Below are 15,084 nucleotides of genomic sequence, written 5' to 3' on the forward strand. Positions count from 1 at the left end.
GCGCGGCTCGCCGCTCGGGGCGCCCCGCGGACGGGGCGCGCGGCGGTCGTCGCGATCGCGGCGCTCGCGCTCCTCGGCGGTGCGCTCGGCGCCACCGCCGCGGTCGAGGCGCCGCTCGACCGGCACGCGTCACACGCCGACAAGTACGAGACGGCCTACGAGCCGATCGAGTCGGCCGAGTTCGACGACGACCTCGTCTTTGTCCCCACGCCGTACGGCGAGTGGCTCAACCATCCCTTCCAGGTGCTCCGGAACGACCCCGGACTCGACGGCGAGGTGGTGTACGCGCTCGACCGCGACCCGGTCGGGGACTTCGCGGTGATCGACGCGTACCCCGACCGCGAACTTCACCGGTACGCGTATCAGGGGGAGTGGACGCCGGACCCGACACAGCGCGTCGCACCCACGCTCGAACCGCTCGACGTTCGGGGGGGCGCGCGGGTCGACGCGACGACGACCGTCGGCGTCCCCGAGCGCGTGGAGAGCGCGCGGGTCCGGGTGGAGACCGCGCGCGGCGGCAACGCGACGGGCGTGGACGACGCGGCGGGCGTGGACGACGCGACGGGCGTGGACGACGCGACGGGCGTGGACGACGCGGAGACCGCGAGCGGCGACGACTTCGCGCGCTACGTCGTGACCGATCCCGCCGACTCGCTCGCGGTCGACTGGTCGATCGCTCCCGACGGGGTGCGGCTGGCCGGCGTGCCGAACGCGACCGTCCCGATCGACCCCGAGGGCGACGAAGTCATCGTGACGGTGACGCTCGTCGATCCGTCGGGATCGACGTTCACCTACCGGCAGGAGGCGACGGTTCGGGTCGCGGGTGGTGGTGTCGAAGGCGGCGGGGCTGAGGGTGACAGCGTCGAGGGCGGCGGGGTCGAGGTCGTCTGGCCCCCGGGGCGATCGGTGTGTCGGCTGGTCACCGAGTGCGGCACCGAGGGGACGTATCTCCCCGAGAACCCGGACGCCCACGCGGAGTGGGTGGCCTTCGAAACGGACGCTGACGGTGTCGAAGATCGGTGAACTGCTGGCGGTTGTTTATAACTGGTTGAAAGTGGATCGACTGTGCACACCGCCAAAGCCCCAGCCGCTCGCTTATACGTATACGTAGTTGATGGCGGATCGACTGTGCACACCGCCAAAGCCCCAGCCGCGAGGGCGGCGCACGCTCGCTGCGGTCCTCGGTCGCTCACTTCGCTCGCTCCCTGCGGTCCTTACGTCGCCTGCGCCGCCCTCGCGGCTGCCCCTTTGAGCCCCACCCGACCGCGACCGCACCGCACCTCACCCCTCCCCAGCCTCGCGGCTCCCTCCGGTCGCCGCGTCCCTCGCGCGTGCTCTTCGCGCCCTCCGGGCGCTCAGAGGCACGCGCCACCGCCTCGTTTATTTATAAATGATCGACGCCGGTAGTTCGCGTCACTGTGAAAAATTCTTCTCGCCTTCGAGGGCCGTTCCGCGCTCAGAACCGTCGCAGCCGCTCTTCGAGGCAGACGGTCACGATCGACTTTGCGATGGCGGCGCCGCCCTCGATCGGGTCGAGCTTCGTCTCGCCCAGTCGATCGGCGTACTCGATCGGCTCCTCGCGCACGTCGTAGCCGCGCATCAGCGGGCGGATCAGCAGTTCGGCGGAGAGGCCGGTGTTCTCGGTCCACCCGATGTCCTGCACGACCTCGCGGCGGTACGCCCGCATCCCGGTCGTGGTGTCGTGGACGCGCTCGCCCATGAGCAGGGACGCGAGCGCCGCGAACGCCTTATTTCCGAGTCGGTTGAACGCGGGCATCGCGGCCGCGCCGTGGTAGAGCCGGTCGCCGCTGACCACGTCGGCGCCGTCGTTGATCGCGTCGAGGAAGTCCGGGAGTCGGTCCATCGGGTAGGTGTCGTCGCAGTCGGTCGTGACGACGACCGGGCGGTCGGGCGTCAGGACGGCCTCGCGGACCGCGACCCCGTACCCCTGCGGCTCCTGTTCGATCACCGTCGCGCCGTGCTCGCGGGCGATCTCGGGGGTCCGGTCCGACGAGCCGTCGACGCAGACGACCTCGGCGCGCCCGTCCGTGACGCGCTCGATGTCGTCGAGGACGGTCCCGATCGCCTCCGCCTCGTTGTACGTCCCCATCACGACGCTCAGGTCGTCGAAGGTGTACGCGTCCTCGTCCGTCTCCTCGGGGGCGTCGTCGGTCTTCGTGGTCGCGTCGACGTCGACGGAGTCGGCCCCGTCGGTCGCCTCGTTGTCTGGCGCCGTGATCGAACTCATTACCTCCGAGGTGCCGCCCCACCCACTTGAGTTTTTAGGTTTGCCTAAAGCGTCTGTTAGAGTCGCTCTCGAACGTCGTCGGCGATGCGCAGCGCGAGCGCCGCGATCGTCAGGGTGGGGTTCATCGCCCCGCTCGTGGGGAAGACGCCGCTGGAGGCGATCCAGCAGTTGTCGAGGTCGTGGGTCCGGCAGTCGGCGTCGACGACCCCGGCGTCGGGGTCCGCGCTCATCCGGGTCGTCCCCATGTGGTGGTAGGCGGGGCCGGTCGCGTCGGGGCCGGCGACCCACTCGATCTCGGCGCCCAGTTCCTCTAAAACCGCCCGCTGGATCTCGTTGGCGCGCTCGACCGTCCGGAGCGCGCGGTCGCCGACGCTCCAGTGGATCTCGGGGACCGGGTTGCCGTGGTCGTCGGTGCGGCCGGGATCGAGGGTCACGTAGCTGTCCGACCGGGGGAGCTGTTCGACCAGTCCGCCCATCGCCACGTGGGTGCCGTAGCCGTCGCGGAGCCGGTCTAACAGCGCGTCGCCCCAGTCGTCGCCGGACAGCGCCTCCTCGACCGGCGACGGGCCGGCGTAGTTGAAGAACTCCAGCTTGAACGGGCCGACCTCCTCGTCCGCCTCGTCGTAGAACTGGTCGCACGCGCTGGTGTAGAAGCCGACGTGGTTCTGGCGGGTCGGCTCGTCGAGGGTGCCGCCGACGCCCGCGAACAGGTGGTCCATGAAGAACTTCCCGACCGTCCCGCTGGAGTTGGCGAGCCCGTCGGGGTACGCGTCGGTGTCGGAGAGCAGCAGGAGCCGCGGCGTCTCCACGCCGCCGCAGGCGACGACGAAGGCGTCGGCCTCCTGTCTGTGCTCCTCGCCGTCGGGGGTCGCGTACACCGCGGCGGTGACGCGGTCGGCGTCGTGGTCGAGCCGACCGACCGACGCGCGGTCGATGACGGTCGCGCCCTGCTCCTCCGCGCGCTCGACGTGGACCGTCGCGTCGTACTTCGCACCGGCCGGGCAGACGGGCTGGCAGGTGCCGTACCCCACGCACGCGGACCGGCCGTCGTACGCCTCCGAGTTGCGCGCGTTCGGCACCGAGTGCATGTCGATCCCGAGCTCCTCGCACGCCTCCGCGAACAGCGAGTCGCTGTAGGAGGGCTCGAACGCGGGCATCGGGTGCGGCTCCTCGCGCGGCGGCGCGTAGGGGTTGTCCGACGCGCCGGCGACGCCCAGCTCGCGCTCGGCCTCGGCGTAGTACGGCCGGAGGTCGGCGTAATCGATCGGCCAGTCCGGGCCGACGCCGCGCTCGGTCTCCGAGCCGAAGTCGTCCTCGTGGAGCCGCATCACCATCCCCTGCCAGTGGAGCGTCGATCCCCCGATCCCCTTGACGCGGGCGTGGTTCAGCGGGTAGAACCGCTCGCCGGAGTTGGCGTGGGCGTCGCGCTCGCCCCCCACGTCCCACACGTCCGGGCGGTCGTAGCTCGGGCGGATCGCCCGCTCCTGTCGCGCGAGCCGGTCTGCGGGGTCGAACCGGGGGCCGGCGTCGAGGACGACCACCTCTCGGTCGGCGGCCAGCCGGTCCGCGACGAGCGCGCCCGCCGGCCCCGCGCCCACCACGCAGACGTCCGCGTTCGCGACGGGCGAGCGGTCGATGTCACGGTTCGCGTCCTCCGCGCTCATCGCGGCCCCCGCCGGTAGCTCTCGGTCCCGCCGGGGTGGCCCTCCGGATTCTCCAGCCCCACCAGCTCGCCGCCGGTCGGCGAGGCGTACAGCGCCAAGAGCAGCTCGTTGACGACGTAGTACCGCACCCGCTCGGCGAGCGTCCCGTCGGGGTCCTCGTCGGCGGTGTCGGCGCCGACCTCGCGGAGGAGGCCGTCCCGATCGCTTTCGCGAAGCTCGGCGACCGGCGCCCCGTACCACGATCGGGCCGCCTCCTCGAGTTCGCCGACCGCCACGCGCAGCCCCGTCGCGTGGGCCGACCCGTCGAGCCGACCGTCGAGGAACGCGTCGACGAACGCCTCGACGCCGTCGACCGTCTCCGGGTAGACGACGGCGGCGGCTGCGGTCATCGACGCGCGGACGGTCGCCTCGTCGGGGAGCGCGTCTCCGCCCTCGCCGTCCTCCGCCTCGCCGACCGTTCCCTCGTCGCGGTCGGCGCCACCGCGAGCGGATCCGTCCCCCGACCGACGGGCGGCGAGGGCGACGCCGCCGGTCGCGCCGACGGCGGCCAGCGCGGCCGCCGCGTCGCGCCGCGTCAGTTCCATATCTGATTTAGGCCTCCCTAAAGTATTATATCCGTCGGACCCGAACGCGATCCCGTCCGCCGGACTCGATCCCTCGACCGGATCGCAACTGCTAACGGTCGCTGCGGTCTCCCTCCGGTACGGCCCGTCTTTCCCGGACTATGAGCTGGACACGCCAGATACGCGACATCCTGACAGACGGCGACGATCGGCTGCCGGTGGGGTTGACGCTGCTCTCGGCCGCCATCGCCGGAACGCTGGTGTTCCCGCTGGCGTGGCTGGTGATCAGGGCGGTCACCGTCGAGCGGTCGCGGGCGACGGAGCTGCTGTTCAGCGTGGGAACCGCCGAGATACTGGTGAACAGCCTCCTGCTGATGGGCGGCGTCACGGCGTTTTCGATCCTGTTGGGCGTCCCGCTCGCGTACCTGACGGCGCGGACCGACCTCCCGTTCCGTCGGTTCTGGTCGATCGCGGTCGCGCTCCCGCTCGTCGTGCCGAGCTACGTCGGCGCGTTCTCGTTCGTCTCCGCGTTCGGCCCCCGCGGCGAGTTCCACGACCTGCTCGCGCCGCTGGGGGTCGAGCGGCTCCCCGATGTCTACGGGCTCCCGGGGACGATCCTCGTCATCACCCTGTACACGTACCCGTACGTCTACCTGACGACCCGCGCCGCCCTCCTCTCGCTCGACACGACGCTGATCGAGGCGGCGCGGACGCTGAACCACGGGCGGATCGAGGCGTTCCGCCGCGTGACCCTCCCCGTTATCCGCCCGGCGATCGCCGCCGGGTCGCTGTTGGCGGCGCTGTACGCGGTGTCCGACTTCGGGACGCCGACGATCATGCGGCTCCCCGTGTTCACCCGACAGATATATGTCGAGTACAACTCCTTCGGGAGCGACTACGCCGCGCTGCTCTCCCTGCAGCTGCTCGCCGTCGTGCTCGTCGTGCTCGCGCTGGAGCGGCTCGTTCAGTCCGACAGTAACGCACACGGCGACGACGCGGGCAACACCGACCGGCTCGTCGGGCTGGGACGCTGGCGCTGGCCGGCGACGCTACTGCCCGCGTCGGTGTCCGCGGTCGCGCTCCTCGTCCCCCTCTGGATACTCCTCCTCTGGCTCGTCCGCACCGACGCGGGTCGTCGCCCCTCGATGGCGTTCGAGTGGGTGCAGGCGCTCAACTCGGTGTCGGTCGCCGCGGCGGCGGCCGTCGTCGCCGCGCTGGCGGCGCTCCCGATCGCGTACTTCGCCGCGAACCACGACACCCCCCTGTCGACGCTGTTCGAGCGGGCGACGTACGTCGGGTTCGCGGTCCCCGGGATCGTGTTGGCGCTGGCGCTGGTCTACTTCGGGTCGGGCTACCTCCCGTGGCTCTACCAGACGCTTCCCCTCCTCGTGTTCGCGTACGTCGTCCGGTTCCTGCCGCAGGTCGTCGGGTCGACGCGAACCGCGATCCTCGGGGTCGACCCCCGGCTCGTCGAGGCGGGCCGAGCGCTCGGCGAGTCCTCGACGGGGGCGTTCCGGCGCGTGACGTTCCCCTTGGTTCGGTCCGGAATCGTCGCCGGCGCCGCCCTCGTGTTCCTCACGACCATGAAGGAGCTCCCGGTCACGCTCATCCTCCGCCCCTCCGGCTTCGAGACGATCGTCACGCAGATCTGGCGCGCACAGGAAGCCGCGCTCTACCAGTACGCCGTCGTCCCTACCCTCCTACTGCTGGTCATCTCCGGACTCTCGATGGTCGTCATGCTCGCGCAGGAGGGCGGCGAGGAAGGGATCTGAACGGGCGGCGACCCCGGTGCCGGAGGTAGGTTCGGCTCAGGTCGTCGGGTGTTCGGCTGTCGACTCGGCCCAGCCGAACACACCCGCGATCAGTCCTCGGCCCAGTAGTACAGATCCTCGCGGGGCGCGTCGCAGTTGGGACAGTTTGCCGGGAGCTCCGTCCCGATCTCGCCCATCTCGCCGCACTCCCAGCAGCGCCACATTACGTAGGCGGTGCCGAACACGTCGCGGGCGTCGGTGAGCGTCAGCGACTCCGAGCCGGACGGCGACGTGACGTAGAAGCCGTCGTCGTCGACGCCGCGGACCGCCCCGAGCGCTTCGCCGTCCTCGTCGTACACCGATTGTCCGATGCTCACGTCGGCAAACACGGGTTCTTCGGAGGCCATGCGTGGCTGTACGCCCCGATCCCTCATAAGTATGGTTAGTGATAGCACGGAACGCTTCCGAGGCGATTGCATTGTATGTCTGTCATGTTGGCGACTGATCGACGACTGATCGACGGCGGATCGACGATCCGCGGTAGCCAACCTCCAAAGCCCCAGCTACGAAGGCGGCGCACGCTCGCTGCCGTTCGAGACGCCGGAGGCGTCCCGTGATGACGAAACGGCTCCGTCGTTTCGAACCACGCCCTTCGGTCGCTCGCGTTGCTCGCTCCCCGCGGTTCGCCGGCGGCTCCGCCGCCGTCGGCCGCCCGTGTCACTACGCGCCACGCTGCTTACGTCGCCTGCGTCGCCCTCGTGGCTGCCCCTTTGAGGTCCCATCCACACCGCTGGAAGACGTTCCTGCTCGCTTCGCTGCGCGGGCCGCGACTTCCATGCTCCCGCTCGTTCCACTCGCGGGACCGCAACCGCACCTCACACCTCCCCAGCCTCGTCGCGGCCGCTTAAAAGCGGCCGCAACTCCCTCGCGCGGCGCTGTTCGCGCCTGCTGGGCGCTCACAGGCACGCGCCCCCGCAGAAACGACCACCGCGCGTTCACTCGCCAGTAGTCATCGCACGACAACACGGAACACCCGATTCAGACGGCTAAGCCCCGGTTCAGACGGCTAAAACCCGACTCAGGCAACCGGCGTGCGCTCGACGACCGTGCCGTTCACGGTCGGGTACTGCTCGACGATCTCGCCCTCCGATAAGTCGCCGTCCTCGACCATCTCTTCGAGGAGCCACCACGCGACCTCGACGTGGTCGGACTTGACGATGTAGAACTCCTCGGGGACGCCGAGCGCCTCGAAGCGGTCGGCGTCGGCGAACGCCTTCCCGTAGACGAGGGTGCCGTCGTCGGTTACCTCGTCGAACTCCCGCCGGATGTTCTTCGCCATCCGCTTCAGCCGGTTCCGGTGTTGGGCGGCGTCTTTGAACACCGACGTACAGAAGTACACCTTCTCGTGGCTCGCCATCTCGGAGACGATCGCGTCGTCCTTCGACCCCTCGACGGCGGACATGTGGCCCTCCTGCAGTTCGAAGCCCTCCTCCTGCATCCGGCGGTAGTTCCCGTCGGACATCTCGAACTCGTTGATGTTACAGAACTCGGCGGCGCCCTCGTCCAAAAAGTCCAGAAACTCCGGCTCCGCCCGGATGCCGGGGATCTCGAAGGCGGGTGTGAGTCCCTCCTCGCGGGCGATATGGAGGATCTCCTCCCACTCGGTGCCGTGCATGTCGCCCCACATCTCGAGCGGCGGGTGGAAGCGAATCTCGTCGAGGCCGGCCTCCGAGAGGCGGCGCATGTTCTCGCGACCGCCCGTGATCCCGGTGTAGAGGTGGGTGTGGTGATCCTCGCCGAACTCGTCTTTCAGCAGTTCGAGGTACCGGGTCGTCTTCGCCATCGCCTCCTGCGGCTCGCCGCCGGTGATCGAGGTGCCGAGCGCGCTCATGCGCTTGGCCTCCGCGATCACGTCTTCGTCGGACTCGACCTTCCGCTCGTTGGCGTACACGTCGGTGACGTTCTTCCGGTTCTCTCCGAGGGGGCAGTAGAAGCAGTCCCGCTGGTCGCAGTAGCCGTAGACGAAAAGCACCATCTTCCCGCCCTTGGCGCACTGTTCACAGCCCTTGGAGATCATCTACCCCCTTCTACCGGCCGCGGCCCCAAAAAGCGTCCGAACCGCGCGTTCCCGGGAGACCCGTTGGCACGGGGGCGCGGATTCGGCGGCCGGGGCCACCGCCGCGGCGGCCAACCGAACACAAAGTATGTACCTCCACCGCCGAGACGAAGGGATATGACACCCGGCCAGACCACCGATTCCGACGCCGAGAACCGCTCGAAGACCGGCGCGACCACCCGTCGTGGCGCGCTCGGACTCGCGGGCGCCGTCGGACTCACCGGTCTCGCCGGCTGCACCGCCCTCGACGTCGTCACCGGCGGCGAACCCGCCGAGTTCGGCTCGGGCACCGCGACGGTCGCCGACGAGACGCTCTCCGAGACGGGCTACGAGCTCAACGACGTCTCCGAGGAGAGCGTCACGCGGGAGTTCGAAGTGGCCGGGTCGACCCGAGAGGTCCGGGTGACGAACACCGTCGCCGAGTACGACAAGGCGGTCGATCTGTTCGGCGAGCGCTATCAGGCGGCCGTCTTCGCCGCGCTGGCGACGCCGCGCGTCGAGGTGCTCGGGCAGGCGTTCAACCCGGTCGCCGACCTCGGCCCGGACGAGCGCGCCGCGCTGATCGCGGACCGCTACGAGGGCGTCAGCGACCTCGAACGCGGCTCCGAGTACACCACAGAGGTACTCGGAACCGACGCCGATGTCGTCGTGTACTCGGCCGAGGGGGAGATCGAGGGGACCGGCGTGAGCACCGAGCTCGAGTTTCACGTCGCGGCCGCGGTCGAGGCGGGGGACGACTACATCGTCCCGCTGGCCGCGTATCCGGCTTCGTTCGGCGACGGCGAGAACGTCCGCGCCATGATGAACGGGCTCGAACACGAGCAGGGGTAGCGTCACGATACGGACTGAGGCGGTCAACCGACCGAGTGGGTCCTGCGAACGGCTGTTTCGTGCGAGACAGCCGACGGAGAGGATTTCAGCGGAGGCGAAGCCCTCGCTTCCGCCGACCGGGTGCGAAACCCCCCGGCCGAGTGTCACTCGCTACCGCTTCTGACCGGGCAGCATGCCGGCCGCCCCGCGGATGGTGGCGAGCGGATTCGGCCGCCCGACGACGGTCTGGAGGACGTACAGCGCGCCGACGGCCGCGAGCGAGCCGACCTGCACGATCTGCATCGGGTGGACCATCGCCAGCACGCCGGCGACGAAGAAGGCCACGCGGAGCCCGTACGTCTGCCCGCGACCGAAGACGAACTGGTAGTTGATCCCGTGGATGATCGCTATCGACCCGAACAGCGCGAGGACGCCGGCCGACAGCGACGCGTAGTTGAACGTGCCGGAGACGAGTTCCGGGTGGTAGACGAACGCGAAGGGGAGCACGAACAGCGGCGTGGAGATGCGCAACGCCTCCTTACAGCTCCCCCAGAACCCGCCGCCGGAGATCCCGCAGGTGACGGCGACGCAGGTCGCGATCGGTGGCGTGAGCCCCGCCAGAATCGCGGCGTAGAACACGAAGAAGTGCGCCGCGAACTCGGGGACGGCGAACTGGCTGATCAGCGTCGGCGCGACCAGCAGCGCCACGACCGTGTACGCGGCCGTCGTCGGCATCCCGAGCCCGAGCAGGATGCAGATGATCATCGCCAGCACGAACGCGATGATCGGAACTCCGCCGGACAGGTCGAGCAGCGTGAGCGAGATCGCCGTCGGGACGCCGGTCGCCATCAGGATGTCGACCACGCCGTTGATCGCCGCGAGGATGATCGTCACCGGCGCGACGACGATGACCCCCTCGCGGAAGCCGTCGACGCTCTGTTCTAGGGTTCCGACGAACGCCTCCTTCCGGCTCTCGCCGTCGAGCGTCGCCTGCACCAGCGGAATCGTGATCCCGAAGAAGATCATCGAGACCGCCGTGTACAGCGCGGCGGTCATCACGGTGTACTGCAACACGCCGAGCACGTAGATCAGGACCGCCAGCGGAATCCCGTACTTCACCGACTCCAGGATCATCTCTTGACGGGTCATCGCGTCCTGGAACACGCCGCTCATCTCCGGGTCGTCGATCTGCGGCGCGGCCACGTAGTGGACCGCCATGACGATCGAGACGACCAGTACGGCCGCCGGGATCAGCCCGGCGATGATCACGTCGACGTACGTGATTCCCGTGATCAGCGACGCCATGATGAACGCTCCCGCGCCCATCACGGGCGGGAGCACCTGCCCGGAGGTGGAGGCGACCGCCTCGATGCCGCCGGCCGTCTCCGGTCTGATCCCGTTCTTCTTCATCAGCGGGATGGTGAACGAACCGGTCATCCCGGCGTTCGCGGTCTGGCTCCCGTTGACGGAGCCGATGACCGCGCTCGCGATGACGGCCGTCTGCGCGATCCCGGAGTCGACGTACTTCGCCGACCGGACCGCCAGCCGGAGGATGAGGTCGAACGCGCCGTACGCCTTCAGCAGCCCGGCGTACAGCAGGAACAGGGCGATCCACGCCGCCACGAGCCGGGTGAGGAACCCGTAGAACCCGTCGACGCTCACCACGAGGATTCGCAGGATGCGAGACGGAGAGAGTCCGCCGTGGCTGAGGGCGCCGGGCATGGCCGGGCCGGCGAGCCCGTACCCGATCCCGGCGAGCACGACGATGAGGAACGTCATCCCGAACGACCGCCACGTCAGGTAGATCATCGCGAGCGTGAACAGGAACGCCATCCCGATCTGCGGGTCGGTCGCCCGTCCGACGGTGTCGATCGCGACCGACTGGTAGTTCAGGAAGAGGTAGGCGCTCGTGGCCACGGTGATGAGCCCCGACGCGACGAGGAGCCCGACCTCGACCCAGTTCCGCTCGATGAGCGGGTCGTCGAGCTCCGAGAGCACGTACAGCCCGAGGATACACCCGAGGAACGCGACCGCATACCGGCCGCGGGGCATCTGCTGGGTGTACGCGTACCACATCACGATCAGCCAGAACGGCATCGAGTAGGAGATGAGCGCCATCCGCAGCCGCTCTTCGATCCCGACACCGAGCCGCAGTATCAGCGCCGTGACGCCGGCAACGCCGATGATACCGCCGATACCGATGATCGTCGTCGACGTCTCTTCGATCGTCGTTGCGAGTGCCTCCGGGTTGTCGGTCAGCAGCGCCGGGAGCGCCTCCCCGTACGCCCCTGCGAAGAAGTTCGGCAGGATGACCGTCGGGACGAAGATGACGAGGATCCAGAACGGGAGCGACAGCAGATACAGCCAGAGTTGCTTGGTACCGCGGTCGCCGGGAGCGAGGTCGAGGGACTCCTCGTCGTCGAGGATGCTCTCGTCCGGTACGTCCGCTGAGTCTGGCGGGTCGGTCGGATCGGTCGCGTCGTCGGGGGATGTTGCCATTCGTCGGAAAGGGAAGGGTGGTCGCGTGGTTAGACGGTCGTTTCTACTCGCCGCCGCGGCTCCAGGAGTCGTCCCAGACGTCGTTCTCCTCGAAGAAGTCCGCGACGCCGGCGTGGATGTCGATCTCCGGAATGACCGTCTGCGTCATCGCCTCGGGCGAGTACTCGAGGGTCGTCGGGTCAGACTCCCGCAGGGTGTCCTCGTGCTCCATGGCGAGCCGGCAGACCTCGCGGGTCGCGCGCGCCGAGATGTCCGGACTGAACGCCCACTGGCCGGCCAGCGACCACGTCGTCATCGTGTCGGTGTGGGCGGTGACCTCCTGCTCGTACCCGTACGGCTCGATCTCCTCTAAGATTGCGCCGGGGTGGTCCTCGACGACCTGCCGGAAGTCGTCGTCGACCTCGAGCAGGTTCAGGCCGCCGCCGCTGCGCACGTCAACCTCCTGACACCAGCCGGAGAGGTTAACGCCGTTGGCGCCGTACAGGCAGAGCGCGTCGACGCGTCCCTCCTCGACGGCGCCCGGGATGTCGCCCGTGTCGACGTTGAGGATGTCGTTCGGCTCCCACATCCCCGCCTCCTTGAGGATCTCCTCGGTGAGCAGTCTCGTCCCGAAGCCGGGCTGAATCGGGTAGATCGTGTAGCCGCCCTCGCGGAGGTCGGCGACCGACTCGACGTCGCTGCTTTCGAGCCCGACCCAGTGGATCTGCAGCGACGTGAACAGGAACCCTTGGTTCGGGAGCGTCTCGACGGGGTCGTCGGCGAACGGCCCCTCCTCGTTGAGCGCCTTCGCCAGCGAGTTGTTGTCGACGCCCATCGCCGGGATCTGGTCATCGTCGTACGCGTAGAGGTTCGCCGTCCATCCCTGCGTCTCCTGAACGGAGATATTGAGGAAGTCGCTGTGCTGTGACGCCGCGCGGGCGAGCGCCTGACCCGCGGCCTGCGTCGAACTCCCGGTCGACGTCCCCCCGATCGTTATCGTGACCTCGCCGTCGCCGCCGTCACCGCCGTCACCGCCGTCACCGCCGTCGCCACCGTCACCGCCGCCGTCCCCGGAACAGCCGGCCAACCCGACTGTGCCGAGCGTCGCCGCTCCCTTTACTACGTCGCGCCGCGTCGTCCTGTCATCATCTATCATGTGAGCCAATGCTACACGGCAACTGATAAAAGCGTGTCGTCGACGCGAAGAATTTCACCGCCGTCTTCGGCCGATTTAGCGGTCATCACTACGGATCGAGTCAATACCGCGTTATTTCTCCGATTCGCCCGATGAAACCTTCTAAAGCCCGCGATCAGGTGTCATCTCGTTCCCACGAGAACGCCGTGTCGAGGTCGTGCGGCGTGTTGCCGCCCTCGCCCGCGGCTCGCTCGCGGTACGCGTCGAGGTCCTCGCGGAAGGACGGGTCGGCCACCGCCACGAGCGCCTCCGCCCGCTCGCGCGGCGAGAGCCCGCGGAGGTCGGCGACGCCGTGTTCCGTGACGATCACGCTCGCGTCGTGCTCCGTGTGGTCGACGTGAGGCGTCAGCGGCACGATCCGCGACACGTCGCCGCCGACCGCCGTCGACGGCAGCGCGACGATCCCCAGCCGGCAGTTGCGCGCGAAGTCCCCGCCGCCGCCGATCCCGTTGACGACGCGGGTCCCGCCGATGTGGGTGGCGTTCACGTTCCCGTACAGGTCCACCTCCACCGCGCTGTTCACCCCGACGACGCCAAACCGGTCGATCAGCTCCGGCGCGTTCGAGACGTCCGCCGGCCGCAACACCACGTCCTCGGCGTAGCGCTCCACGTCGTCGAAGAGCCGCTCTTGCCCCGCCGCCGACAGCGCCAGCGAGGTCGCGCTCGCGCCCCGGAGGTCCCCCGCGTCGAGCATGTCGAGGAGGCCGTCCTGCACGACCTCGCCCACGTACGACACCGGCCTGTCGCCGAAGTCGATGTCGGCGAGCGCGCCCATCAGGGCGTTTCCGAGGCTCCCCACGCCGAACTGGAGGTTCGCCGCCTCGTCGAACAGGGGGTTGCGGTCGAGCTCCGCCTCTAAGAACGCGCCGAGGTTGTCGGCGATCGCCTCGTCGGTCGCGGAGACCTCGCGGAACTCGTAGGGGTCGTCCGCCCGGTCGGTCTCCACGACGGCCGCCAGCTTCGCGGGGTCGAACCGGACCGCCGGCCCGTCGGTCTCGCCGAGCGGGTCGTCGAGGGGGATCGGCCCCCGGTTCGGGGGATCGTCGCGGACGTGCACGTCGTGGACCCGCGCGAGCTCGACGGGCTGTGCGCGGTTCACCTCGACGATCACGCGATCAGCCGCACCGACGTACGCGGGCGTGTGGCCGATCGACGTGGAGGGGACGAGCCAGTCGGGACCGACCGCGACCGCCTCGACGACCGCGACCGTCTCTCCCCGCATCCCGGCGCGGAGGCCGCCGAAGCGCACCTCGTCGGCCAGCCGCGAGATGTGGCGGTCGTGGAACGCGATCCGGCCGCCGTTGGCGGCCGCGCGCGAGGTCTCGTTCGGGACGAACGGGTACCGGCGGGCCATGTCGCCGGACTCCACGAGCGCGCGGTCGATCTCGTCGCCGACGCCGCCGCCGGAGACGACCGTGAGTTCGCGGGCGCCGTCGGTCGCCGCCAGCGCCTCGGGGACCAGCTTCGGGTAGCCGACGCCGCCGAACCCGGAGACGAGCAGCGTCGCGGTCTCGGGGACGAGCCCGGCCGCCTTTTCGGGCGTCGCGATGGGGAGGTCGCCGCCGAGCCGCGTCTCCGGGACCGGATCGTCGAGCGTCGGCGCCGCGGGGCCGGAGGGCGCGGGCGTCACTCTAGGTCCTCCGGCTGGGTGCCGATCCCCTCGGGCCAGCCCGTCGGCTGCGCCGCGCTCGGCTCGGCGTGCGAGCGCTTGAGCACCATCGGCGTGCGCTCCAAGGAGAGCACCAGCTCGTCGTTCTGGTTGTACGCGCGCAGCTCTGTAGTGACGATCCCGACGTGGTCGCGCGAGGAGGACTCCCGCTTGTCAAGCACCTCCGACTCCGCGAACAGCGTGTCACCGTGGAAGACGGGGGCGTGGTGGCGGATGTCGTCGTAGCCGAGGTTCGCGGTCGCGTTGGCGCTCACGTCGATGACGCTCATCCCGACCGCCAGCGCGATGACGAAGGTGCCGTCGACGAGGCGCTCGCCGAACTCCGTCTCGGCGGCGTACGCCTCGTTGAAGTGCATCGGGTTGAGGTTCATCGAGAGGTTCGTGAACCAGACGTTGTCCGTCTCCGTCACGGTTCGGCCGTAGGGGTGTTTGTACACGTCCCCGACCGCGAAGTCCTCGTAGTACCGACCCTCCCAACCGCCGACGAGTCGACGATCGTCTTCCCCGCCGTCGTCCTCGCCGGCGTCGTGTGCGTCGCTGTCGCGTGCCATACTCTCCCAGACAACGAACGACTAAAAGAGGATTGCGTT

12 protein-coding genes are annotated in these 15,084 nt (G+C 69.3%); 3 read left to right on the plus strand and 9 right to left on the minus strand.

Features of this window, described 5'->3' with window-relative positions:
* A partial coding sequence (locus tag ESO89_RS18990) for a DUF7846 domain-containing protein (RefSeq protein WP_449404943.1) occupies positions 1-1,023 on the plus strand: 1,023 nt, incomplete at its 5' end.
* A 433-nt stretch (positions 1,024-1,456) separates the two neighbouring features.
* On the opposite strand, the gene ESO89_RS09400 is transcribed toward ESO89_RS18990, so the two are convergent.
* From ESO89_RS09400 to ESO89_RS09410, 3 genes are all read right to left on the minus strand, one after another.
* Entirely contained in the window at positions 1,457-2,110 is a 654-nt protein-coding gene (locus ESO89_RS09400; protein WP_241686184.1) for a dolichyl-phosphate hexose transferase, read from the minus strand.
* A gap of 194 nt (positions 2,111-2,304) precedes the next feature.
* Positions 2,305-3,912, minus strand: a complete 1,608-nt coding sequence (locus tag ESO89_RS09405; protein WP_128905267.1) for a GMC family oxidoreductase — start codon at positions 3,910-3,912, stop codon at positions 2,305-2,307.
* Positions 3,909-4,496, minus strand: a complete 588-nt coding sequence (locus tag ESO89_RS09410; RefSeq protein ID WP_128905268.1) for a gluconate 2-dehydrogenase subunit 3 family protein — start codon at positions 4,494-4,496, stop codon at positions 3,909-3,911. Before ESO89_RS09410 ends, ESO89_RS09405 begins: the two co-directional genes overlap by 4 nt.
* A gap of 140 nt (positions 4,497-4,636) precedes the next feature.
* Here ESO89_RS09410 and ESO89_RS09415 point away from each other — a divergent pair, with 140 nt between their 5' ends.
* On the plus strand, positions 4,637-6,247 hold the full coding sequence (locus tag ESO89_RS09415) for an ABC transporter permease (protein ID WP_128905269.1): 1,611 nt from the start codon (positions 4,637-4,639) through the stop codon (positions 6,245-6,247).
* 89 nt (positions 6,248-6,336) lie between these two features.
* Here the strand turns inward: ESO89_RS09415 and ESO89_RS09420 are convergent, their stop codons facing one another.
* On the minus strand, positions 6,337-6,633 hold the full coding sequence (locus tag ESO89_RS09420; RefSeq protein WP_128905270.1) for a DUF7130 family rubredoxin-like protein: 297 nt from the start codon (positions 6,631-6,633) through the stop codon (positions 6,337-6,339).
* Positions 6,634-7,304: 671 nt separating this feature from the next.
* Positions 7,305-8,303: a radical SAM protein gene (locus ESO89_RS09425; RefSeq protein WP_128905271.1), complete on the minus strand. Its 999-nt coding sequence runs from the start codon at positions 8,301-8,303 to the stop codon at positions 7,305-7,307.
* Positions 8,304-8,459: 156 nt separating this feature from the next.
* On the opposite strand from ESO89_RS09425, the gene ESO89_RS09430 reads away from it, so the two are divergent.
* On the plus strand, positions 8,460-9,173 hold the full coding sequence (locus ESO89_RS09430) for a DUF6517 family protein (RefSeq protein WP_128905272.1): 714 nt from the start codon (positions 8,460-8,462) through the stop codon (positions 9,171-9,173).
* Between the two features lie 150 nt (positions 9,174-9,323).
* Here the strand turns inward: ESO89_RS09430 and ESO89_RS09435 are convergent, their stop codons facing one another.
* From ESO89_RS09435 to ESO89_RS09450, 4 genes are all read right to left on the minus strand, one after another.
* Positions 9,324-11,651 carry a TRAP transporter permease gene (locus ESO89_RS09435; protein WP_128905273.1) on the minus strand — a complete coding sequence of 776 codons (2,328 nt, stop codon included), beginning with the start codon at positions 11,649-11,651 and terminating at the stop codon, positions 9,324-9,326.
* 43 nt (positions 11,652-11,694) lie between these two features.
* Positions 11,695-12,786: a TAXI family TRAP transporter solute-binding subunit gene (locus tag ESO89_RS09440; protein ID WP_128905274.1), complete on the minus strand. Its 1,092-nt coding sequence runs from the start codon at positions 12,784-12,786 to the stop codon at positions 11,695-11,697.
* 154 nt (positions 12,787-12,940) lie between these two features.
* On the minus strand, positions 12,941-14,455 hold the full coding sequence (locus ESO89_RS09445; RefSeq protein WP_128905275.1) for an acetyl-CoA hydrolase/transferase C-terminal domain-containing protein: 1,515 nt from the start codon (positions 14,453-14,455) through the stop codon (positions 12,941-12,943).
* The gene (locus ESO89_RS09450; protein ID WP_128905276.1) at positions 14,452-15,045 is read right to left on the minus strand and encodes a MaoC family dehydratase; all 594 of its coding nucleotides are present in this window, start codon (positions 15,043-15,045) and stop codon (positions 14,452-14,454) included. Before ESO89_RS09450 ends, ESO89_RS09445 begins: the two co-directional genes overlap by 4 nt.
* Between the last annotated feature and the right edge of the window lie 39 nt (positions 15,046-15,084).

Origin of the sequence: Halorubrum amylolyticum, from assembly GCF_004114995.1 — an archaeon.
Classification (GTDB): Archaea; Halobacteriota; Halobacteria; order Halobacteriales; family Haloferacaceae; genus Halorubrum; species Halorubrum amylolyticum.

What these genes read in the sequence shown, in the direction of transcription:
- ESO89_RS09400 (WP_241686184.1), bottom strand. Translation starts at nt 2,110, where the DNA reads ATGGGGACGTACAACGAGGCGGAGGCGATCGGGACCGTCCTCGACGAC.
- ESO89_RS09405 (WP_128905267.1), bottom strand. Translation starts at nt 3,912, where the DNA reads ATGAGCGCGGAGGACGCGAACCGTGACATCGACCGCTCGCCCGTCGCG.
- ESO89_RS09410 (WP_128905268.1), bottom strand. Translation starts at nt 4,496, where the DNA reads ATGGAACTGACGCGGCGCGACGCGGCGGCCGCGCTGGCCGCCGTCGGC.
- ESO89_RS09415 (WP_128905269.1), top strand. Translation starts at nt 4,637, where the DNA reads ATGAGCTGGACACGCCAGATACGCGACATCCTGACAGACGGCGACGAT.
- ESO89_RS09420 (WP_128905270.1), bottom strand. Translation starts at nt 6,633, where the DNA reads ATGGCCTCCGAAGAACCCGTGTTTGCCGACGTGAGCATCGGACAATCG.
- ESO89_RS09425 (WP_128905271.1), bottom strand. Translation starts at nt 8,303, where the DNA reads ATGATCTCCAAGGGCTGTGAACAGTGCGCCAAGGGCGGGAAGATGGTG.
- ESO89_RS09430 (WP_128905272.1), top strand. Translation starts at nt 8,460, where the DNA reads ATGACACCCGGCCAGACCACCGATTCCGACGCCGAGAACCGCTCGAAG.
- ESO89_RS09435 (WP_128905273.1), bottom strand. Translation starts at nt 11,651, where the DNA reads ATGGCAACATCCCCCGACGACGCGACCGATCCGACCGACCCGCCAGAC.
- ESO89_RS09440 (WP_128905274.1), bottom strand. Translation starts at nt 12,786, where the DNA reads ATGATAGATGATGACAGGACGACGCGGCGCGACGTAGTAAAGGGAGCG.
- ESO89_RS09450 (WP_128905276.1), bottom strand. Translation starts at nt 15,045, where the DNA reads ATGGCACGCGACAGCGACGCACACGACGCCGGCGAGGACGACGGCGGG.